The sequence below is a fragment of the Streptomyces chlorus genome, from assembly GCF_042655885.1.
Classification (GTDB): domain Bacteria; phylum Actinomycetota; class Actinomycetes; order Streptomycetales; family Streptomycetaceae; genus Streptomyces; species Streptomyces chlorus.
Window position 1 is genome coordinate 1 of sequence record NZ_JBHSOA010000084.1, and the last position, 20,781, is coordinate 20,781.

Here is a 20,781-nt window from a genome sequence, read left to right on the forward strand (position 1 = left end):
GAACTCACAAAACCCCAGGTCAGAATCACAGTCTGAGATCTCTACCGAACCCGGGGCGGTTCACTTGTATCGAACCCGGGGCGGTTCACCACCGCCGTCCTGCGCGACGCCACACGTTGGGACGACGTGGTCACCAAGCTCGGCTACGAGCACCTGCGCCGCCACGACCTCCGGCACACCGGACTGACCTGGTTCGCCGATGCCGGAGTCCAAGTACACGTCCTGCGCAGGATCGCCGGCCACGGATCACTGACCACCACCCAGCGCTACCTGCACCCGGACGTACACAAGATCACCGCCGCCGGGGCGGCGCTCTCCGCCCACCTCAGCGTGCTGCGCGCACCGCGCTCGCTGCCGAAACCGATCGTCATGACACGCTGAGGCCGGTCAAGCACGCCGGTCCCCAACTGGTCCCCAACAATGATCAAAGGCCGGTTTCGGATTGCTCCGAAACCGGCCCTGACCTGCGACTCTCACGAGTCGGGACGACAGGATTTGAACCTGCGACCCCTTGACCCCCAGTCAAGTGCGCTACCAAGCTGCGCCACGTCCCGATGCCCGTCTGACCTGGTGATTTCCCGGCGTCGACGTGCACGGAAACAATACCGCACCCAGGGCGGTGATCGCGCACTCCATTGTCCGGGGCCCCGGGGGCGGCACTTGACCTCAAGTTCGGTTGAGGTTGCACGATCGCTGTATGACGATCACCGAGGAACGCACACGTAGGACGCCGGCGGCGTACGACTATGCGGATCTGCCCGCGCTGATGGGCAGGATGACCGGCGACGAGAAGCACGGGCCGGCGGCGACCTCCACCCTGGACGTGCTGTGGGTGCTCTACGACCGTGTCCTGCGCGTCTCGCCGGAGCGGATGGACGACCGGGACCGGGACAGGTTCCTGCTGTCGAAGGGGCACGGGCCGATGGCGTACTACGCCGTGCTGGCCGCCAAGGGCTTCCTGCCGGTGGAGTGGCTGACCGGGTTCGGCTCGTACGACTCGCCGCTCGGCCATCACCCCGACCGGACACTGGTACCGGGTGTCGAGATCGGCAGCGGATCGCTGGGGCACGGGCTGCCGATCGCGGTCGGAACGGCGTTGGGGCTGCGCGCGCAGGGACTCGACGGGCCGGTCGTGTGGACGCTGATCGGGGACGCCGAGCTGGACGAGGGCAGCAACCACGAGGCGATCGCGTTCGCTGGTCCGGCCGGGCTCGAACGGCTGCACACCGTCGTCGTGGACAACTCCTCCGCCAGTCACGCCCGGCCCGGGGGGATCGCCGCACGCTTCGAGGCGGCGGGCTGGTCCGCGCTCACGGTCGACGGACGTGACCACGAGGCGCTGCACACCGCGTTCACCGCGCCGCATCCGGGGCGGCCGCACGTGGTGGTGGCCCGGGTCGAGCCGAAGTACGCGTGAACCTTCGCTCTCCTGTTGCTTCTTCCTGCTTCTCCCTGCTTCTTCTTCCGGTTCTTCCGGCTTCCCCTTCTGAAAGGACCCCCTCCCGTGGAAACCATGCGTGACCGGTTCGCTCCCGTCGTCACCCGGCTGCTGGACGAGGACCCCCGGGTCGCCGTCGTTCTCGCCGAAATCGGCACGGACGCCTTCACCGAGGCCGTCCGCCGGCATCCGGACCGGGTCGTCAACGTCGGCATCCGGGAACAGCTCCTGGTGGGGGCCGCCGCCGGGATGGCGCTCACCGGTCTGCGGCCCGTCGTGCACACGTTCGCCAGCTTCCTCGTCGAGCGCCCGTTCGAGCAGGTCAAGCTGGACCTCGGTCATCAGGACGCGGGTGCGGTGCTGGTGAGCGCCGCCGCCTCCTTCGACTGGCCGGCCGGCGGCTACACGCACATGGCGCCGGGCGACGTGGCGCTGCTGGACACCCTGGACGGCTGGACCGTGCACGTCCCGGGGCATCCGGACGAGGCCGAGACCCTGGTGCGGCACGCGGTGGCCGCCGGGGACGACAAGGTGTACGTGCGGCTGTCCCTGCAGGCCAACGCGCACCCGCTGCCGGTGGACGGCGAGCGGCTGCGCACCGTCCGCGAGGGCCGTGCGGGTGTGGTGGTCGCCGTCGGTCCCCTGCTGGACGCGGTGCTCGCGGCCACGGAGGGGCTCGACGTAGCCGTCCTGTACGCCACCACGGTCCGGCCCTTCGACGCGGCCGCCCTGCGTCGGGCCACCGAGGCCGCCGGGACGGATGTCGTCCTGGTCGAACCGTATCTGGCGGGTACGTCGGTGGCGGCGGCGAACGACGCGTTGTCCGACGTGCCGCACCGGGTGCTGGGGCTGGGTGTGGGCCGGCGGGAGCTGCGACGCTACGGGCGGCTCGAGGAGCATGTCGCCGCGCACGGTCTCGACGCCCGCTCGCTGCGGGAGCGCATCGGAGCGTTCACCGGGGCCGGAGCCCCCCTCCGGCCCCGGCCGCCGTCCACGGTCCCGGATCGTGCCATGGCCCACTGACCACGCCCCGGGGGTTCAGTACCCGGGCGGCCGGCCCAGCCGGGGATACGCTTCGAGCAGCCGGGGCGGGGCCGCCTGGCGCCAGGAGTCGGCGAGGATGTCATGCAGTTCGTCCTCGTCCTCCAGGGCGGCGAGGCGGACCCGGACCCAGGCGAACTGCGCCTCGTGGCCCGCGATCCAGAACTTCTCCGGCTCGGCGAGGGCCAGTTCGTCGCGCTCCTCCTTGGGACAGCGCACGGCGATGGACGTCTCGTCCTCGGGCAGGGTGACGAACATCTTCCCCGCCACCCGGAACGTGGGCATGCTCCAGGCCACTTTCTCCGTCGTGTCCGGCAGGGACAGCGCGACCCGTCGTACGTCTTCGGCATCCGGCATGGCAGGCACCGTAGCGGCTGCCACTGACAATCACCTGATGGCAGTGGCGAAGAGGCAGCCCGGGGCCTCCTTGCCGCTCCGTATGCCCGTCACATGCCGCTCAGCGCCACGCTCATCATCAGTACGGCCACTCCGAGCCCACCGAGGAGCGCGGCGGCCGAGATGACAAGGGCCTGGCTCCGCGCGAGGAGCCAGGCGACGCGCGCCCAGATGGACCGCCGCCGTGCCCAGGAAGGCGAGCACGGACAGGTAGAGCACGAACAGGGAGACCACGCCGACCAGGGCGGCGCAGACCGCGGTGGCCCACCAGGTGACCTTGCGGGTGAAGTCGCGACGCGCGATCAGACAGGTACCCACGCCGGCGAACGCGGCGCATCCCAGGGGCACACCGATCATCAATAAGGTGTCTGCTTCCACCCGTAGGCCATCTCCTCGAGTAGCTCTCGCCGCCGGCCACTTGGGCCGCATACCCGGTACGGGTGGTGTGCCGGGCCGTAATCGCTACGGGTGTTGACGACTGCAGTCAGTGGCCGGTTCCCTCGTTCCGGCACCGGACGGGCGGGGCGGGTGGCAGGCAGACGCGTGCCGGCCCCGCCTCGGGGGTCCCCGGCGATCGTGGGGTACCGGTCGGACGACTGACCTGGGTGGTCGCCGCCCGACCATTGCGGCCTGGAGCCCGTGTCCTCGGGCCCTACGCCTCGCCGGCGGCCTCGCCGAGGGCGTGCAGGACCGGGTTGATCAGCGGGTGTTCCTCGGCTCCCCGGCGTACGGCGGCGAAGACCCGGCGGGTCGGCGCGACACCGTCGACCGGGCGGACGACCACGCCGGTCAGGTCCATGCCGCGCAGCGCCGAACGGGGGACCAGCGCGACACCCACGTCCGCCGAGGCCAGGGCCACCACCGCGCGGAAGTCGTCCGAGGAGTGCTCGAGCAGGGGCTGGAATCCGGCGTTCTCGCAGGCCAGGACGACGACATCATGGCAGGGGTTGCCGGGGTACGGGCCGATCCACGGGTCCTTGGCCAGCTCGGCGAGTGGTACCTCCGCGGTGTCGGCCAGCCGGTGGGTGACGGGGACGACCGCGTCGAAGGGCTCCGCGTACAGCGGTACGTGGGACAGGCGGGGATCGTCGGCGGGCGGCGCCCCGCGGTACTCGACGGCCACGGCGACGTCGACCCGCCGGTCCAGCAGCATCGGCAGGCTGGCATCGCCCTCGGCGTCCTGGACGCGGATGCGGATACCGGGCGCCGTCGCGGCGAGGCGGACCACCGCGGGGACGACGACCTGGGCGATCCCGGTCGCGAAGGAGGCGACGGTGACGGTGCCGGCCGCGCCCGAACCGTACGCGGCGAGTTCGGCCGCGGCCCGCTCCAACTGGGCGAGGACCACGTTGGTGTGGCCGAGCAGGATCTCGCCGGCCGGGGTCAGCCGTACGCCCTTGGCGCCGCGCTCCACCAGCCGGTGGCCGGTCTCCTGCTCCAGCGCGGCGAGCTGCTGGGACACCGCCGACGGGGTCAGGTACAGCGCGGCGGCCGCCGCCGTGACCGTGCGGTGGTCGGCCACCGCACGAAGGATGTGGAGCCGCCGTGCCTCGATCATGGAACCGATTCTCTCAAACGCCGCCGTGCGCCCCGCCCGGGCAACCCGCGCGGGCAGGGCGCGTCAGGCCTCGCTCAGGCGTCGAGCTCCACCCGTGCCGCCACGAAGGCGTCCACCGCGCGGTTCACGTCCTCGGTGGAGTGCGCGGCGGACAGCTGGACGCGGATCCGGGCCTGTCCCTCGGGCACCACGGGGTAGGAGAAGCCGATCACGTACACACCGCGCTCCAGCAGCAGCTCCGCGAGGCGTCCCGCGCGGGACGCGTCGCCGATCATCACCGGGGCGATGGGGTGGTCGCCGGGGAGAATGTCGAAGCCCTCCCCGGTCATCCGGCGGCGGAACAGGGCGGTGTTCTCGCCCAGCCGGACCCGCAGGTCGTCGGCGGACTCCAGCAGGTCGAGAACCTTCAGCGAGGCCGCGGCGATCACCGGGGCGAGGGTGTTCGAGAACAGGTACGGCCGGGAGCGCTGGCGCAGCAGGGCGACGATCTCCGCGCGGGCGGCGACATAGCCGCCGGAGGCGCCGCCGAGCGCCTTGCCGAGGGTGCCGGTGAGGAGGTCGACGCGGTCCATGACGCCGTGCAGTTCGGGCGTGCCGCGCCCGCCGGGTCCGACGAAGCCCACGGCGTGCGAGTCGTCGACCATGACCATGGCGTCGTGGCGGTCGGCGAGGTCGCAGATCTCGGCCAGCGGTGCGACATGGCCGTCCATGGAGAAGACGCCGTCGGTGACGATCAGCTTGCGCCGCGCCCCGCCCTCGGTGGCCTCCTTCAACTGGCGTTCCAGGTCGGCCATGTCGCGGTTGGCGTAGCGGAAGCGGCGGGCCTTGGACAGCCGGATGCCGTCGATGATCGACGCGTGGTTCAGCGCGTCGGAGATCACCGCGTCCTGCGCGCCGAGCAGTGTCTCGAACACGCCGCCGTTGGCGTCGAAGCAGGACGAGTAGAGGATCGTGTCCTCCTGGCCGAGGAACGCCGACAGCCGTGCCTCCAGCTCCTTGTGCACCTCCTGCGTACCGCAGATGAAGCGCACCGAGGCCATGCCGTAGCCCCAGCGGTCGAGGGCCTCGTGGGCGGCGGCGAGCACCTCGGGGTGGTCGGCGAGGCCGAGGTAGTTGTTGGCGCAGAAGTTGAGGACCTCACCGGGCCGGCCGCCCGCGGTGACGTTCACGGTGGCGGACTGCGGGGTGCCGATCACGCGCTCGGGCTTGTGCAGTCCGGCGGCGCGGATCTCGTCGAGGGTGGTGCGGAGGTCGTCGCGCACGGAGTCGAACATGGAGAAGCTCCTGAAGGTGCTCGCGGAAGAGAGGAGGGGGCTGAGGAGGTGGCAACGGGGGTGCCGGGAAGGGCGCCGAGGAGGGCTACGCCGTCCAGTCGAGGATGATTTTCCCGCTGCGGCCGCTCGCCGCGTCCTCGAAGGCCGCCTCGAAGTCGCGGTGGGAGTACCGGCCGGTGATCACGGGGGCGAGGTCCAGGCCGCCCTCCAGGAGCACCGACATGGCGTACCAGGTCTCGAACATCTCACGGCCGTAGATGCCCTTGAGGGTGATCATCGAGGTGACGATCCGGGACCAGTCGACCGGGAACTCCTCGGCCGGCAGGCCGAGCATCGCGATCCGGCCGCCGTGGGTCATGTTGGCGATCATGTCGCGCAGCGCCTCGGGGCGGCCGGACATCTCGAGGCCGATGTCGAAGCCCTCGCGCAGGCCGAGGATGTGCTGCCCGTCGGCGATCGCCGAGTCCCGCACGTTCAGCGCCAGGCTCACGCCGATCTTGCGGGCGAGTTCCAGACGCTCCTCGCTGACATCGGTGATCATGACGTGGCGGGCGCCGGCGTGCCGGGCCACCGCGGCGGCCATCAGGCCGATCGGTCCGGCACCGGTGATCAGGACGTCCTCGCCGACGAGCGGGAAGGACAGGGCGGTGTGCACGGCGTTGCCGAACGGGTCGAAGATCGCGGCGACGTCGAGGTCGACGGGGACGCGGTGCACCCAGACGTTGGCCGCGGGCAGGGTGACGTACTCGGCGAAGGCGCCGTCGCGGCCGACGCCGAGACCGACGGTGGCGCGGCACAGGTGCCGGCGTCCGGCCTGGCAGTTGCGGCACTTGCCGCACACCAGGTGGCCCTCGCCGCTGACCCGGTCACCGGTCTTGATCTCGCTGACGTCCCGGCCTGTCCCGACGACCTCGCCGACGAACTCGTGCCCGATGATCAGCGGGGTGCTGATCGCCTGCCGGGCCCAGCCGTCCCAGGCGCGGATGTGCAGGTCGGTGCCGCAGATACCGGTGCGCAGCACCTTGATGAGCACGTCGCCGGGACCGACGGCCGGCTCCGGGACGTCCGCGAGCCACAGCCCGGGTTCGGCCTTGTCCTTGACCAGCGCCTTCAACGCCATGGCTCCTCGGGGTGAGTCCCGGCTCCGGGCATGCCGGAGCAGCCCTGGCCGGGAGCGGGGTGGGATCGCACTGCAATCTGCCGTACGACACCCTCACCGGTCCATCGAGGATTTCTTAAGCGCGGCCACAGCTTTCCTTCACGCCTCACCCCATCGGCGGCAGCACACCGCGTCCGCGGGTTCAGAACGGCAGTCCGTCACTCTCCCCGTGTTCGAGCCGTACGACGAGATCCGCGGCCTGTTCCTTGATGGCCGCGAGTCCTTCCTGCCCCCAGGCCCGCGGCCGAATGTCGGAGACGGACACGGTGCCCAGCGCCATGCCCGTGCTGTCGATGAGCGGGGCGCCCAGATAGGAACGCACCCCGAACTCGTCCACGACCGGGTTGCCCGCGAACCGGGGATAGTCGCTCACGTCCCCCAGGACCAGCGCCTTGCGGCGGGCCACCACATGGGGGCAGAAACCGTGGTCGCGGGGCAGCGACCGGCCCAGCAGTGCGCCGGTGCCGTCGCCGCGGACGACGGGCGCGACCGCCGGCGTGTACAGACCGGCGAAGAACTGCCCCTCCTCCCCCAGGAAGTTGACCATGGCGTACGCCGCCCCCGTGAGCTCGGAGAGGCCGTACGCGAAGGCGTCGAGTATGGGCTCGGGGCGCTCGCCCAGTCCCAGCCGGCGCAACCGCTCGGTGCGGGCCGGGGCCTCCTTGTCCTCGGGGGTGAGCAACAGACGACCGGCCGGACGCGGCGGGTCGTAGCTCATGGGCGGGCTCCCTGGATGTGGGCACATGTCATATACGGGCTCCGTGTTGGTGTGTGGGGATCACATGTGGGCGCCGTACCCCGTCGCGGGGGCCGGGGCGTGGGCGATGAGGTGGCGGACCAGGGTCAGCAGGGTCTGGACGCCCGAGCTGGAGATCCGGGCGTCGCAGCACACGACGGGGATCTCGCCCGGCAGGTCCAGGGCGGCGCGTACCTCCTGGGGGTCGTAGCGGAAGGCGCCGTCGAACTCGTTGACGGCGATGATGAAGCCGAGGCCGCGTTGCTCGAAGAAGTCGACGGCGGCGAAGCACTCCTCCAGGCGCCGGGTGTCGGCGATGATGACCGCGCCGAGGGCGCCTTCGCAGAGTTCGTCCCACATGAACCAGAACCGTTCCTGGCCCGGTGTGCCGAACAGGTACAGCACATGGTGCTGGTCCAGGGTGATGCGGCCGAAGTCCATCGCCACGGTCGTCTCGACCTTGTTCTCGATGCCGTCGAGCCGGTCGGTGGCGGCACTGACCGTGGTGAGCAGTTCCTCCGTACTGAGCGGCGCGATCTCGCTGACCGCGCCGACGAAGGTGGTCTTGCCCACGCCGAACCCTCCCGCAACAAGGATCTTGAGCGCGGTGGGGAACACGTCGGCGCCGGCGCCGTGGTCAGAGCTGTCGTCGTAGTCCATCGAGCACTGCCTCCAGAAGGGCCCGGTCCGTCGGGTTGTGGTCGAACACGGGGGGCTTGGTGGTGAGGCCTCCGCTGTCGACGAGGTCCGCCAGCAGCACCTTGGTGACGGCCAGCGGCAACTTGAGGTGGGCGGCCACCTCGGCGACCGGGAGGGGCGCGCGGCACAGTTCGAGTGCCTGCGCGTGCTCGGGGCCGAGGTAGCCGAAGGGGGTGGCCCCGGTGGCCATCACCTGTGACATCAGGTCGAGTTCGACGGTGGGGCGGGTGCGGCCGTCGCTGACGGTGAAGGGGCGCACCAGCCGCCCGGCCGCATCGTCCAGCCAGGGGCCGTCACCGGCCGCCGCCACGTTCAAGGCCTCATCGCCGGCGGTTCGACGGCGGGCCGCCGGGGGGCGGTCACCAGGTACGGCCGGACGCTCTTGACCAGCATGGCCATCTCGTAGCCGAGCACCGCCGCGTCGGCCTCGCGGCCGGCCAGCACCGCGAGGCAGGTGCCGGAACCGGCGGTGGAGACGAACAGCAGCATCGAGTCGAGCTCGACGACGACCTGGCGTACGTCGCCGCCCGCGCCGAAACGGACGCCGGCGCTGCGGCCGAGGGAGTAGAGGCCGGAGGCCAGGGCCGCCATGTGGTCGGCGCTGTCCGCGTCGAGGCCGTGCACGGACTTCACCAGCCCGTCGCAGGAGAGCAGCACGGCGCTGGAGGTGTGCGGCACCCGTTGCACGAGGCCGCTCATCAGCCAGTCGAGATCGGAAACGTGGGCGGTCGGCGCATCGCTCGCCATGGTGGATCGACTCCTTGGGGTACGAAGGTCTGCGGGAGCGCTGGGGGCGGGGACGGGCGGGGAGGTGGGGGCCCGGTAGGGGGTGGAGAATGCGGGTGTGCTCATCCGGCGGGTGCGCTCCCGTCGTGCCGTGCGGTGGGGTGGTCGGTGCGGGGCGCGGGCACGCCGTCGTGGCCGCCGCGCGTCTCCTGGGATGCCGTGTGCGGGGGACGCGCGTCGGCGGTGTGGGACTCCACGGTGTGGGACTCCATCGCGTGAGCCTTGATCGTGTGGTGCGGGTCCATGAGGTGGACGTCCGCATAGGGAACGCCCGTGGGGTGGGCGTCTGCATAGGGAACGTCCGTGGGACGGGCGGTGGGACTGGGGCGCTCGCCCATGGGTGACGACGGCAGCATGGATACGGACGCCATGTGGCCCCCCACCATGTGGTCACCCAGCATGTGTTCGTCGGCCGTGTCACCACGGCCCATGTCGACACGCCTCGTGTCGTCGGGGGCCAGGTCGTTACGGTCCAGGTCGTCGCTGCCCATGTGGCCCGTGTCCATGTGCTGTTGGGTTTCGGCGAGGCTGACGCCCCGCCGGAAGGACGCCATCAGGTGGGGGTCGTGCCCGACGACGTGCTCGGTGTCCTGACGCGGCGTGGGACCGTCGCGGAGCTGGGGCACCAAGTGTTCCTGGGCGCGGCGGCGGGGCAGTTGGGGCCTGCCCATGGTGCCGCGCACGGTGGGGCTGCGTGGGGTGAGGGGTGCGGTCCCGATCCCGCTCTCCTCGAGGGTCTGCCGGTCGTCCGGGGTGACGCCGGGCACGGCCTCGGCCGGATTGGGTCGCGCCGCGCGGGCGCCACGCAGCGGCAGGGGCGGCGCCACGCCGTCGGGGCTCGTCGGGGCCGGGGCGTCGGCCTGGTCGTGCCGCCGCGCCGCCGGTACGACGGGGGACGACGCCGGGGGGAGGGACGTCCCGCTCCCGGGCCCCGGCAGCGAGCCGGTTCCGGTCTGCTGCGCGACGCCCGTCCTCGCATCGGGTCCCGTCCGCATATCGGGCCGGGTCTGCGGGCCGGGGCCGGCGTACGGATCGATGCCTGCCCGCGACTCTTGCGGCCACGGTCCGTTCCCGTACCCGGCGGGACCGGGCAGCGGGGCGCTCCCGGGCGCGGGTACGGCATGCGCGGGCCGGTGCGTCGGCCCGCCGCCGGCCTCCGGGCCCGGTCCCGCGTCGCCCTCGGTCGGCCGGCCCTCGCCCGCGCCCGGTCCCGAGGACCACGGCTCGGCACCGAGCAGTGCCTGCGGCACCACGAGCACGGCCTGGACCCCGCCGTAGATGTTGTTCTGGAGCCGGACCTGGATGCCGTGCCGCCGCGCGAGCTGCGAGACCACGTACAGACCGATGCGCCCGTCGGCCAGCAGGCTGGCGACATTGACCTGGTCCGGGTCGGCGAGCAGGGCGTTCATCCGTTCCTGCTCGCCCACGGGCATGCCGAGCCCGCGGTCCTCGACCTCGACGGCGAGCCCGGAGGTGACGAGTCCGGCGCGCAGCAGCACCTGGGTGTGCGGCGCGGAGTACAGCGTGGCGTTCTCGACGAGTTCGGCGAGCAGGTGGATGACGTCGGCGACGGCGTGCCCGCGCAGGGTGCCGTAGATCGGCGGCACCAGCTTGACCCGCGAGTACTGCTCGACCTCGGCGATGGCCGAGCGCAGCACCTCGGTCATGGAGACCGGGTTGCTCCACTGCCGCCGGGAGACGGCCCCGCCGAGCACGGCGAGGTTCTCGGCGTGGCGGCGGATGCGGGTGGCGAGATGGTCGACGTGGAAGAGACCCTTGAGCAGGTCGGGGTCCTCGATCTCGTTCTCCATCTCGTCGAGGATGGAGATCTCGCGGTGTACCAGGGACTGCAGACGCCGGGCCAGGTTGACGAACACCTCGAGCTTCTGCTCGCTGCCCGCCTGGCTGGAGAGCTGGGACGCCTGGACGACGGCGGTGACGGCGCTGTCATGGGCCCGGGACAGGTCGGCGGCGAGCCGGTCGAAGTCGTCGGCGTCCTTGGGCGTCCCGCCCGGCTGCGTGCGCGGTGGCGGGCCGTCGCCACGGCGCAGGGTGTCCACGAGGGCGTGCAGGTCGGTCTCGCGCCGGGCCGTGCTCCGGCGCAGGCTCTCGACGCGGTCGTGCACGGACCGGGCCGCGCGGTCGGCGGCCACGGCGGCGATGACGATGCCGGCGAGGGTCACCGACACCGCGCCACCGAGCACACCCCACAGGGCCGCGCCCGGCCGTACGCCGGTGGAGCGGACGATGAACAGCACGACGGCGCTGGCGCTGAGGGCGACCGCCACGGGCGGCAGGACGGCGAGCCGCAGCAACTGGGGCCGTATCTGTGCCTCGGGGTGCGCGGGGGCGGGCCGGGAGGGCGGGCGTCCGTGCCGTCCGCCCTCCCGCCGGTCGGTGCGGGAGGGTGGACCGGCGGGAGCGCGGAGATCGGGCATGGGTGTCCTCGAACTGGTCCGTCGGTCCTGGGTGCCGGGGGAACGCCTGGTGTCACGGCCGCCGGGCGCGCGGGACCGGTTCCGTGCTCCGCGCGGCTCGCCGCCGCGCGCGGCAGGCGGACGTCCGTTGTCGGTACCGGCGCGCGGGCCGGCCGACGGCCCGCCCGGGGCAGCCGCGGCTGCCTGCGACCCGCTGGTCACGCCCGGCACACCGGTCACGCCCGAGGCACCGGCCGGGCCCGAGCGGCGGGGTGTGTCACCCCGTCCTCTCCCTCGTCCGCCTTCTGCCTGCACGTACCGGTCCCCGCTCCCTGATCCGATCTGATGGGCGCGACCCCGTGGCGCGATGCGCCGAGCGACGGGTGTCGCCGCGGTGTCGCCGTACCGGTCGGGGGAGCCCCGGAAGGCCGAGGGCGTCGGCCATGCGTCGCCCGACCGACACTCACCGTAGTCACCACCGCATCACGTGCGGTGGTCAGTTGACAAACTCACACGGACAGCGTCCCGCTCTGGTATGAGGCTTCGTACGACAGACCGATAAACCCGTCTCCTCTTCGTCACAGATCAGTCGCCACTCGATCCAACCTGGTCAGAGATGGTCATCGGGAAACATCGAGGGCCGGGGAGCTCAAAGCTCCCCGGCCCTCGTTCTTCCGCTCGGCCGCCCTGCCGAAGGGCCCCTCGGAAGCCCTCCACGCCCTGCGCGCCCCTCGTAGAAACATCACTCACCGTAGCGATCAAGGCCAAGGCTCATTCCTCCCCCACCAGGTCCAGGCCCTCGTGGGAGGAGTCCGTGACAGGGTCGGGCAGGGGCCACTTGTGGTTCGGGACGTGCCCCACGCCCCGCCACCACGGTTCGGCCGGTAGTTCCCCGGCGGGCTCGAACGGCAGGCCCGGAAGGGGGAAGGCGGCGGGCTGCCCGACCGCGTCGGCCGCAGCCATCGTCCACTCACCGGGCTCCGCCCACGGGTGCGGTGCCAGGTTGAAGGTGCCCCAGTGGATCGGCAGGAAGACCCCGCCCGGCCGGCCCTGCTGGAGGTCGAGATGGGCCTGGAGACCCTCTGCCGGGTTCATATGGATCTCCGGCCAGTAGCCAGGTCCCGGAATCGGGTCCGACTGCCCCTTGGGCCAGAAGTCCGAGTACGCGCCGATCTGGATCATCGTCGCGTCGAAGGGGCCGTGGGTGGCGCCGATGTCTTTGAAACCGTCGAAGTAGCCGGTGTCGCCGCTGTGGTAGACGCGGTGCTCCTCGCCCGCGACGACCCAGGAGGCCCACAGGGTGTGCTGGGTGTTGCGCAGGCCCCGGCCGCAGAAGTGGCGGGCCGGGGTGGCGGTGAGGGTGAGTCCGCCGACCCCCGTGGCCTCGTGCCAGTCCAGTTCGCGCAGCCGGCCGGCGGACACGCCCCAGTGCTCGAGATGGGCGCCCACGCCGAGCGGTACGGCGAACAGCGTGTCCGTTCCGGCGAGCGCCTTGATGGTGGGCAGGTCCAGGTGGTCGTAGTGGTCGTGCGAGATCACGACGACGTCGACCGGGCCGAGCGCGGCCAGCGGCAGGGGTGCCGGGTGCAGCCGCTTCGGACCGGCGAAGGGGAACGGGGAGCAGCGCTCGCCCCACACGGGGTCGAACAGCACCCGCCGCCCGTCGATCTCCACGAGCACACTGGAGTGGCCCATCCAGGTCAGGCGCAGTCCGGAGGCAGGCGGGCGGGCCAGGTCGGCGAGGGTGGTGGCGTGCACCGGCAGGGTGCCGTGCGGGGCACGGCGGGACCGGGTGTCCTTGTCGAAGTAGGTCTTCGCCAGGTCCCGGGACGAGCCCGGGGGCCGGAGCCGGGTGGGGCCTTTGGGGTTCTGGAACACGCCGTCCCGGTAGTGCGGGGACCTGCGGATGCGCGCCATGCGCTCACCGGTGGGGTCCGCGCCGAAGGCCGCGGGCCGTAGCGCACGGAGCCCGGAGCTCTGGGAACGGGTACCGGCCACAATGCCTCCAAGTGGAGTCGGTCAGACATTCCATTATGTGTGGCCGGTCCGGCCCCGGGACGCCTCACCGACCGGAAAGCGCCCCGGGGCCGCGCACGTCGTCCACCGCCCCGGCACCTGACCGGTGTGACGGCGTGACCAGGGTGCGGTTGAGCGTGGCGGCGGCGCTCGGGGTGAGCACCGCACGCGTACTCCCTCACTTCTCGACGAAGGAAAAGCTGGTGGCCGCCGCCTCCCCCACTCCCGCCCTCGCGCCCCGCGTCATGCCACCGAGGCGATGCGCTCCTTGATGTCGTCCGGGGACAGCATGCCCTTCGCCGTCACGTGGTCCCCCGACGACTCCCCGCGCAGCCTGCGCCCCATCCACGGCACCAGGTACTCGCGTGCCCAGTGGACATTGTCCCGCCGGACGTCGAGGCTGCCGCGCGGCGGCAGCGGGGGCCATGCCTGCTCCGGGTCTGCCGGGGTGTCCAGGCCGAGGGCCTGTCCCGCGCGGAGCGCCACGCGTGTGTGCCCCTCGGGCGACAGGTGCAGCCGGTCGGTGTCCCAGGCCCTGCGGTCCTGGATGCTCCTGAGGGACCAGAGGTCGAGCACCGGACAGCCGTACCGGTCGGCGACGGCCCGCACATGTCCGTTGTAAGTGGCGATCTTGCCACGCAGATGCCTGAGCAGGGGCACACCACGGGTGTCGAACCCGGTCGTCACCAGAACTGTGCCGGAGACCGCCGCGAGCGTGGCGATCGCCCGCTCGAAACGCTCGGCCACTTCGTCCGGATCGCTGCCGGGGCGCAGGATGTCGTTGCCGCCCGCACAGAACGAAACCAGTGCGGGGGCCAATTCGACGGCCCGCGGAAGCTGGTCGGCCATGATCTGGTCGAGCAGTTTTCCGCGCACCGCGAGATTTGCGTACCGGAAGTCGCCTTCGGGACGCCGGTCGGCGAGAAGTATCGCGAATCGGTCGGCCCAGCCGACGAACGCCCCGTCGGGGCCGGGGTCGCCGACGCCCTCGGTGAAGCTGTCCCCCACCGCCACGTACGACCCGATCACTGCCTTGCTGTCTTTCTTCGAATCGTCTGCCACAACCGGACATGATTCACCTTCGAATGTGACCTACGCGACCGTAGGAAGGCATTGACGGGCGGTGAGATAAGCCACTCGCAAAGCATTGGCCAATCCGGAATAGCCCTCCGGGCGGGGACGTTGACCGGCGAGCGACGTGACGCACGGAACACCCCCGGCGCTCCCAGCACTCCCTCGCTACGGGCGCACCGAAGGCCGGACCCCGGGATCGGGGTCCGGCCTTCGGTGGCGCGTCAGGCAGGTTGCCTCGGGGGTCAGCCGATGGAGACGCCCTTGCCGCGGAGGTAGGAGACCGGGTCCACGTCCGAGCCGTAGTTCGGCGTGGTGCGGATCTCGAAGTGCAGGTGCGGGCCGGTCGAGTTGCCGGTGGAGCCCGAGAGGCCGACCTGCTGGCCGCCGCTCACGGTCTGGCCGGCGGAGACGGACAGCGAGGACAGGTGGGCGTACTGGGCGTAGTGGCCGTCGTTCAGCTTGATGACGACCTGGTTGCCGTACGAGCCGGCCCAGCCGGCGGAGACGACGGTGCCCGCGCCCACGGCCTTCAGGGAGGTGCCGGTCGGAACGGCGAAGTCGACACCGGTGTGGTAGCCGCTGGACCACATGCTGCCGGCCACCTTGTAGGCGGTGCCGAAGCCGCCGCCGGGCACCGGCGAGCTGTAACCGGAGGCGGTCGCGACCTGGTTCGCGGTGGTCGAGCCGGAGGAGGACTTCGGCGCGGACTGCTCGGGGGCCGCCCCGGCCGTCGACGGCTTCGCCGCGGAGGACGGAGCGGATGAAGAGGACCTCTCGGGAGAAGAGGACTTCTTCTGTGCGCTGGTCGCGGTGGCCTTGCCGTCGACCGAGAGTTTCAGACCGGGGTGGATGAGCGACGGGTCGCCGCCCACGGCCTCGCGGTTGTCGGAGTAGAGCTGCTTCCAGCCGCCGTCGACGTTCTCGGACTCGGCGATCTTCGCCAGGTAGTCGCCGCCCTTCACGATGTACGTGCGGGCGTCGCCGTTCTTGTTGTCGTCGGCCTGCACGCCGTCAGACGTCTTACCGGCGACGGAATACGACTGGACGGCCTTTTCCGGTGCGGCCTGCGGAGTGGCGGCGTTCGCTCCGGTGGCGCCGAGAAGCGGCAGGGCGAGTACGGCGCCACCGGTTCCGGCGACGGCGATGGAACGGGTGAAACGAAAAGCGCTGGGACGGCGGTGCTTACCCTTTGCGGGCATGACGAATTCCTCTCCGGCGCCTACGAGGTGAGCTGTCGGGTGCGGACTGGAGATGCCCGGCCGCGCCGAAAGCGCGACTTAACCCCAAGCCGTTCCGGAGACCGGAACAGGCAGTCGTACCTGTGGGTCCCCCGCTCCTGCCATATACGGGTCAGAGTGTGAAGGTTCCGGACAGCGGCAGGATTAGGCGTCCGTCCGGATTGATGGCGAACGTAGGCGACCGAGAAGCAAAGGGACAAGCGCGATCTTCCGAGCGAAGGCGCTTTTTCGTGATCCATTGACCTGAAAATCGTCACCCAGAGTCGCACCGGGATTTCGGCACCCCCCGAATCCCCTTGCGAAATATCGGAATTACGTGAACATGGCGACAGCACATCGTCACCTCTATGACGATGCTCACCACCCCATTCCCATCTCCCCTTCTATCGGGGCACGTTATGGCGAAACGCCCTAAAGGGGCAGAACGCACCAATAGGGAAATATTGGATGATTCGGCCGGGTCGGTCCGGGGGCCCGGCACGGGTCCGTCCGCGCCGGGGACTCCACACCGGCGGCTCCACCGGGACAGCCCCGTCTCCACTCCGACGGCCCCGTCGCCAACTCATTGCCCCTGCCGGGCATGTCGTATCGTCGGGTGACACCCGCCGACGCCGACGCGCCGGCGGCGCAGAGTGGGAGAGGGGCCCCCGTGACGCAGCAGATCCCGTCGACCGAACCCGAGCTCACCGGAGTGCGCAATTTCCGTGATGTGGGCGGCCTGCCGACCGTCGACGGCCGCCGAGTGCGACACGGGGTGCTGTTCCGCAGCGGCCATCTCGCACACGCCACCGAGGAGGACGCCGCCTTCCTGTCCTCCCTGGGACTGCACACCGTCTTCGACTTCCGCAACGCAGCCGACCACAAGCTGGACGGGCGGGACATCGAACTGCCCGGCGTGCGCAATGTGAATCTGCCGCTGAGCGACCCGGCCGACGGCGCCACGTTCTGGAGGATGGTCCGCGACGGGGACCTGGACCAGCTCCGCTCGATCCTCGCCGGCGACAAGGGGGCGGAGCGGATGATCGCCTCGTACCGCATGACGGTGAGGCAACGCACCGCCGAGCACTCCCGGGTGCTGATCTCGCTCGCCGAGGAGTGTGTGCCCGCGCTGATGCACTGCGCGGCGGGCAAGGACCGCGCGGGCCTGTCGGTGGCGGTGACGCTGCTCGCGCTGGGCGTGGAACGGGACGCGATCTTCGACGACTATCTGAAGTCCAGCGCCGCGCACCGCCGCTACAAGGTGCGCCGCAGCGGCACCTCCGCCTCGGCCTACTCCCCCGAGGTCATGGAGCTGCTCGACCCTCTGTTCGACGCCCGCGCCGAGTATCTGTCGGCCGCGCTGGAGACGATCGAGGAGACCTGGGGCGGCGTGGACCCCTACCTCGAGCAGGCGCTCGGGCTCACCCCCGAGAACCGGGAGCGGCTGCGCGAGCGCATGCTGGACTGAGCGATCCCCCGGTCGAGCAGGTGCTCGACCGGGGGATCACGGGATCGCTCGGCTCCTGCTGTGTTCGACCGGGGGCTACTGCTTCGCGCCCAGCTCGAACAGCAGATAGATGAAGCCCGCGAAGAGGTGCCCCACCACCACGTAGACGAACAGCCTCACCCACAGGGCGCGGGGAAACTTCTCCTCCATGTCTTTCATGACACATCTCCTTGGGTGGGGCCCAGGCACAGGGCGGCCGTGGGACTCTGCAGCAGGGTATGGACGAACAGCAGCTCGACCCCGTCGGGGTCCTCGGCGGCGATACGGTGCGGGGTCAGCGAGTCGAAGTGCGCGCTGTCGCCCGGGGCGAGGCGGTGCAGGGCGTCCCCGAGGCGCAGCCGCAGCCGCCCCTTGAGGATGTACAGCCACTCCTCGCCCGGGTGGACCCGCACGATGTCGCCCTGGGCCCCATACGGGACCTGGACCCGCAGGGCCTGCATCCCGCGCCCGGGGGAACCGGCCTGCCAATACGTCCAGCCGCCCGCGGAGGTCGGCTCCATGTCGCCGACGCGCGTCACCGCCTCACGGGCGGCGGTCGTCTCACCGAGCAGTTCGGAAACCGTCGTACCGTAGATGCGGGCGAGGGAGAGCAGCATCGGCAGCGAGGGCTGGCGCTGTCCGGTCTCCAGCCGGGAGAGATGGGCGGGCGACAGTCCCGCGTCGCGGGCGGCGGCCTCCAGTGTCAGGGAGGCCCGGCGCCGGAGGGCGCGCAGCTGCGGGGCGACCGCGGGAAGCGCGGCGGCCGGTTCGACCGACGGCTCGGCCTCGGGGGAGCTCATGACTCCATTCAGCCGCTTTCTTGCCTGTGAGGCAAATTCCTTGCCTCACAGGCAAAAGTCGGGGACCAGGTGCGGGCGTCGCCGTCTCACCGTTCGGCGACCGCCTGCTTCACCGTTCGGCGACCGCCTGCTTCACCAGTGTCCTGCCGAACTCCCATACCAGACCGCCGTCATGGGCATCGTCCATGACCGCGGTGAAGGCATCCACGAACCGGTCCACCTCCCGCTCGCCGATGATCAACGGCGGGATCAGCTTGATCACCTCCAAGTGGTCGCCGGAGACCTGGGTGAGGATCCTGTGCTTCTGCAGCAGCGGGACGACCACCATCTGCGCGAAGAGTCCCTTCCGCGCTGCCTGCAGCATGGCCCAGCGGCCGCGCAGCTTCAGCGACCGCGGCCGGCCGAACTCGATACCGATCATCAGGCCCCGCCCACGGACGTCGGCGAGCAGCTCGTACGTGTCGACGAGGGCCGCGAGCCGGGACCGCAGCAGTTCCCCGGTGGCCCGGACGTTCGCGACGATCTGCTCGTTCTCCATGACCGCCAGCACCGCGAGGCCGGCGGCCATGGCCTGGGCGTTGCCCCCGAAGCTGGCCGAGTGGACCAGCACCCGGTCCATCGACGAGTAGACCTTGCGGAAGATCCAGTCCTTGCCGAGCGTGGCCCCCACCGGCACATAGCCGCCGGAGAGCGCCTTGGCCACGCACACCAGGTCCGGTTCGACCCCTTTCTCGTGCTGGTAGGCGTAGAAGTCGCCGGTCCGTCCGAGTCCGGTCTGCACCTCGTCGACGATCAGCAGCGCCTTGTGCCGGTGCAACAGCTCCTGGGCGGCGCGCAGATAGCCGGGCGGGGCCGCGTGCACACCCTTGCCCTGGATGGGCTCCACGATGAGGGCGGCGACGTCGCCCTTGGCCAACTCCCGCTCCAGCGCTTCCACATCACCCAGGGGTACGGCCGTGTCGGGCAGCAGCGGGGCGAATCCGTCCCGGAAGCCGGACTCGCCGTTGACGGACAGAGAGCCGGTGGTCAGCCCGTGGAAGGCGTGCGCGCAGTACAGGACGCGGGGCCTGCCGGTGGCGCGGCGGGCGAATTTCAGCGCGGTCTCGACCGCCTCCGTGCCGCTGTTGCCGAAGAACACCCGGTCCAGATGAGGACTGTGGGTGAGCAGTTTCTCGGCCAGCAGTCCGGGCAGCGGCGGGCAGTCGAAGCGGGTGAGATCGGCGAGCGAGGCGTCGAGGACGTCGTGCAGCGCCTTGCGGACCACGGGGTGGTGGCGCCCCAGGCCCATCACCCCGAATCCGGCGAGCATGTCCAGGTGGTCGTTGCCGTCCGCGTCCCAGAAATGGGCGCCCTCGGCGCGTTCGTAGACCTTGTCGAAGCCGATGGTGTGCAGCATGCGCGGGAGCTGGTGGTTGAGGTGTCTGGTGTGCAGCTCGTAGCGTTCGGCTCCGCGCTCGGCCAGCAGCGCGCCGAGGTCGAAGTCCCCGGCCCGCGACGGCTCCGGAGCGGACTCCGCGGTGGTCATGGCTGTTGCTCCCGTTGTTTCTCGGACGGTTCGCTCGGGGACTGCCGCTCCTGGCCCACGGCCAGGCTCGCGCCGATCCGGCCGGCTATCTCGACGGGCGTCAGGCCGATGTCCGCCAGCACCTCACCGCGCTTGGCGTGCGTGAGGAACTGCTCCGGAATGCCGAACCGCCGTACCGGTACATCGACATCCGCGTCGCCCAGCGCCAGCGCCACGGCCGAACCCACGCCCGCCGCACGGCTGTTGTCCTCGCCGATGGCCACGAGCCGGTGCCGCGCGGCCTGTTCGACGAGTTCGGGAGCGATGGGTTTGACCCAGCGCGGATCGACCACGGTGCACCCGATGCCGCGTGCCTCGAGCAGTTCGGCGGCCTGGAGGCAGACGGGCGCCATGACGCCGACCGACACCAGCAGCACCTCGGGATCGTCGGCGCGGTGCAGCATGTCCGTGCCGCCGATCCGGTCGAGCGCCGGGACGGCCGGGCCCACGGACTCCTTGGGGAACCGCAGCAGCGTCGGCGCGTCGTCGACGGCGACCGCCTCCCGCAACTGGGCACGCAGCTGGTCGGCGTCGCGTGGTGCGGCGATGCGCAGACCGGGCACGACCTGGAGGATCGACAGGTCCCACATGCCGTTGCGCGAGGGCCCGTCGACGCCGGTGACGCCGGCCCGGTCCAGGACGAAGGTGACCCCGCAGCGGTGCTGGGCCACGTCCATCAGCAGCTGGTCGAAGGCGCGGTTGAGGAAGGTGGCGTACACGGCGACGACCGGGTGCGTGCCGTCCGTCGCCAGTCCCGCCGCGGACACGGCGGCGTGCTGCTCGGCGATGCCGACGTCCCACACCCGGTCCGGGAACCGCTCGGCGAAGGCGCCCAGGCCGACCGGATGCAGCATGGCGGCGGTGATCGCGGTCCTGGCGACCGCGTGCACCAGGAACTCCCTTATGTCTTCGGACAGTTCACCGAGTTCCGCCTCGGACAGCGCCTTCAGGTCGCGTGGTTTTCTGATGCTCTCCAGTATCGTCACGCTCGGCCCCCTATCGGTCCGTGCCTCGTCTCAACCCACCGTCACCGCCGGCTTTCCGGTGCCGGTCGGGGCGCCGGAGGTCACGCCGTCGGCTTCCATCTGCTCGGCGATCTTCATGGCTTCCTCGATGAGGG

19 protein-coding genes, 1 tRNA gene, 2 pseudogenes and 1 riboswitch are annotated in these 20,781 nt (G+C 71.1%); of the genes and pseudogenes, 4 read left to right on the top strand and 18 right to left on the bottom strand.

Going from position 1 to position 20,781, the window contains the following annotated elements; translation table 11 throughout:
* Positions 1-78: 78 nt before the first annotated feature.
* Positions 79-381: pseudogene (locus ACFPZI_RS30495) on the top strand (tyrosine-type recombinase/integrase); the annotation flags it as partial.
* A gap of 99 nt (positions 382-480) precedes the next feature.
* Here the strand turns inward: ACFPZI_RS30495 and ACFPZI_RS30500 are convergent.
* A tRNA-Pro gene (locus ACFPZI_RS30500) sits at positions 481-554 on the bottom strand.
* Positions 555-697: 143 nt separating this feature from the next.
* On the opposite strand from ACFPZI_RS30500, the gene ACFPZI_RS30505 reads away from it, so the two are divergent.
* Positions 698-1,417, top strand: a complete 720-nt coding sequence (locus ACFPZI_RS30505; RefSeq protein ID WP_381369826.1) for a transketolase — start codon at positions 698-700, stop codon at positions 1,415-1,417.
* An 87-nt stretch (positions 1,418-1,504) separates the two neighbouring features.
* Positions 1,505-2,461, top strand: a complete 957-nt coding sequence (locus ACFPZI_RS30510) for a transketolase family protein (protein WP_381369829.1) — start codon at positions 1,505-1,507, stop codon at positions 2,459-2,461.
* 15 nt (positions 2,462-2,476) lie between these two features.
* Here ACFPZI_RS30510 and ACFPZI_RS30515 read toward each other — a convergent pair whose 3' ends face one another.
* From ACFPZI_RS30515 to ACFPZI_RS30575, 13 genes are all read right to left on the bottom strand, one after another.
* On the bottom strand, positions 2,477-2,836 hold the full coding sequence (locus ACFPZI_RS30515; RefSeq protein WP_381369832.1) for an MmcQ/YjbR family DNA-binding protein: 360 nt from the start codon (positions 2,834-2,836) through the stop codon (positions 2,477-2,479).
* A gap of 30 nt (positions 2,837-2,866) precedes the next feature.
* A complete protein-coding gene (locus tag ACFPZI_RS30520) occupies positions 2,867-3,232 on the bottom strand; it encodes a hypothetical protein (RefSeq protein ID WP_381369835.1) in 366 nt (121 codons plus the stop codon).
* Positions 3,233-3,527: 295 nt separating this feature from the next.
* Positions 3,528-4,433: a LysR family transcriptional regulator gene (locus ACFPZI_RS30525; protein WP_381369838.1), complete on the bottom strand. Its 906-nt coding sequence runs from the start codon at positions 4,431-4,433 to the stop codon at positions 3,528-3,530.
* Between the two features lie 74 nt (positions 4,434-4,507).
* On the bottom strand, positions 4,508-5,707 hold the full coding sequence (locus ACFPZI_RS30530) for a glycine C-acetyltransferase (protein ID WP_381369841.1): 1,200 nt from the start codon (positions 5,705-5,707) through the stop codon (positions 4,508-4,510).
* Positions 5,708-5,792: 85 nt separating this feature from the next.
* Positions 5,793-6,821 carry an L-threonine 3-dehydrogenase gene (gene tdh, locus ACFPZI_RS30535; protein ID WP_381369871.1) on the bottom strand — a complete coding sequence of 343 codons (1,029 nt, stop codon included), beginning with the start codon at positions 6,819-6,821 and terminating at the stop codon, positions 5,793-5,795.
* A gap of 187 nt (positions 6,822-7,008) precedes the next feature.
* The gene (locus tag ACFPZI_RS30540) at positions 7,009-7,584 is read right to left on the bottom strand and encodes a GAF domain-containing protein (RefSeq protein WP_381369844.1); all 576 of its coding nucleotides are present in this window, start codon (positions 7,582-7,584) and stop codon (positions 7,009-7,011) included.
* Between the two features lie 60 nt (positions 7,585-7,644).
* Complete coding sequence (locus ACFPZI_RS30545) at positions 7,645-8,262, bottom strand: GTP-binding protein (RefSeq protein ID WP_381369846.1); 618 nt, start codon at positions 8,260-8,262, stop codon at positions 7,645-7,647.
* Complete coding sequence (locus ACFPZI_RS30550; protein ID WP_350858989.1) at positions 8,240-8,611, bottom strand: DUF742 domain-containing protein; 372 nt, start codon at positions 8,609-8,611, stop codon at positions 8,240-8,242. The genes ACFPZI_RS30545 and ACFPZI_RS30550 overlap by 23 nt, the downstream gene beginning before the upstream one ends.
* 2 nt (positions 8,612-8,613) lie before the next feature.
* Positions 8,614-9,048 (bottom strand): roadblock/LC7 domain-containing protein, encoded by a 435-nt coding sequence (locus ACFPZI_RS30555; RefSeq protein WP_381369849.1) that lies wholly within the window; start codon positions 9,046-9,048, stop codon positions 8,614-8,616.
* A 101-nt stretch (positions 9,049-9,149) separates the two neighbouring features.
* On the bottom strand, positions 9,150-11,525 hold the full coding sequence (locus ACFPZI_RS30560; RefSeq protein WP_381369852.1) for an ATP-binding protein: 2,376 nt from the start codon (positions 11,523-11,525) through the stop codon (positions 9,150-9,152).
* Between the two features lie 750 nt (positions 11,526-12,275).
* The gene (locus tag ACFPZI_RS30565; RefSeq protein ID WP_381369855.1) at positions 12,276-13,502 is read right to left on the bottom strand and encodes an MBL fold metallo-hydrolase; all 1,227 of its coding nucleotides are present in this window, start codon (positions 13,500-13,502) and stop codon (positions 12,276-12,278) included.
* 261 nt (positions 13,503-13,763) lie between these two features.
* The gene (locus ACFPZI_RS30570; protein WP_381369874.1) at positions 13,764-14,549 is read right to left on the bottom strand and encodes an SGNH/GDSL hydrolase family protein; all 786 of its coding nucleotides are present in this window, start codon (positions 14,547-14,549) and stop codon (positions 13,764-13,766) included.
* Between the two features lie 287 nt (positions 14,550-14,836).
* Positions 14,837-15,793, bottom strand: coding sequence for a M23 family metallopeptidase (locus ACFPZI_RS30575; protein ID WP_381369858.1), 957 nt, complete (start codon positions 15,791-15,793; stop codon positions 14,837-14,839).
* A gap of 2 nt (positions 15,794-15,795) precedes the next feature.
* A riboswitch (cyclic di-AMP (ydaO/yuaA leader) is annotated at positions 15,796-15,960 on the bottom strand.
* A gap of 521 nt (positions 15,961-16,481) precedes the next feature.
* On the opposite strand from ACFPZI_RS30575, the gene ACFPZI_RS30580 reads away from it, so the two are divergent.
* On the top strand, positions 16,482-17,279 hold the full coding sequence (locus ACFPZI_RS30580; RefSeq protein ID WP_381369860.1) for a tyrosine-protein phosphatase: 798 nt from the start codon (positions 16,482-16,484) through the stop codon (positions 17,277-17,279).
* A 75-nt stretch (positions 17,280-17,354) separates the two neighbouring features.
* On the opposite strand, the gene ACFPZI_RS30585 is transcribed toward ACFPZI_RS30580, so the two are convergent.
* The 4 genes and pseudogenes from ACFPZI_RS30585 to ACFPZI_RS30600 form a co-directional block, all read right to left on the bottom strand.
* Positions 17,355-17,477 carry a DUF6126 family protein gene (locus tag ACFPZI_RS30585; protein WP_381369863.1) on the bottom strand — a complete coding sequence of 41 codons (123 nt, stop codon included), beginning with the start codon at positions 17,475-17,477 and terminating at the stop codon, positions 17,355-17,357.
* Entirely contained in the window at positions 17,474-18,097 is a 624-nt protein-coding gene (locus ACFPZI_RS30590; RefSeq protein WP_381369866.1) for a helix-turn-helix domain-containing protein, read from the bottom strand. The genes ACFPZI_RS30585 and ACFPZI_RS30590 overlap by 4 nt, the downstream gene beginning before the upstream one ends.
* Positions 18,098-18,206: 109 nt before the next feature.
* Positions 18,207-19,622 carry an aspartate aminotransferase family protein gene (locus tag ACFPZI_RS30595; protein WP_381369869.1) on the bottom strand — a complete coding sequence of 472 codons (1,416 nt, stop codon included), beginning with the start codon at positions 19,620-19,622 and terminating at the stop codon, positions 18,207-18,209.
* Positions 19,619-20,587 (bottom strand): annotated as a pseudogene (locus ACFPZI_RS30600) (transketolase C-terminal domain-containing protein); the annotation flags it as partial. The pseudogene ACFPZI_RS30600 and the gene ACFPZI_RS30595, both read right to left, overlap by 4 nt.
* Between the last annotated feature and the right edge of the window lie 194 nt (positions 20,588-20,781).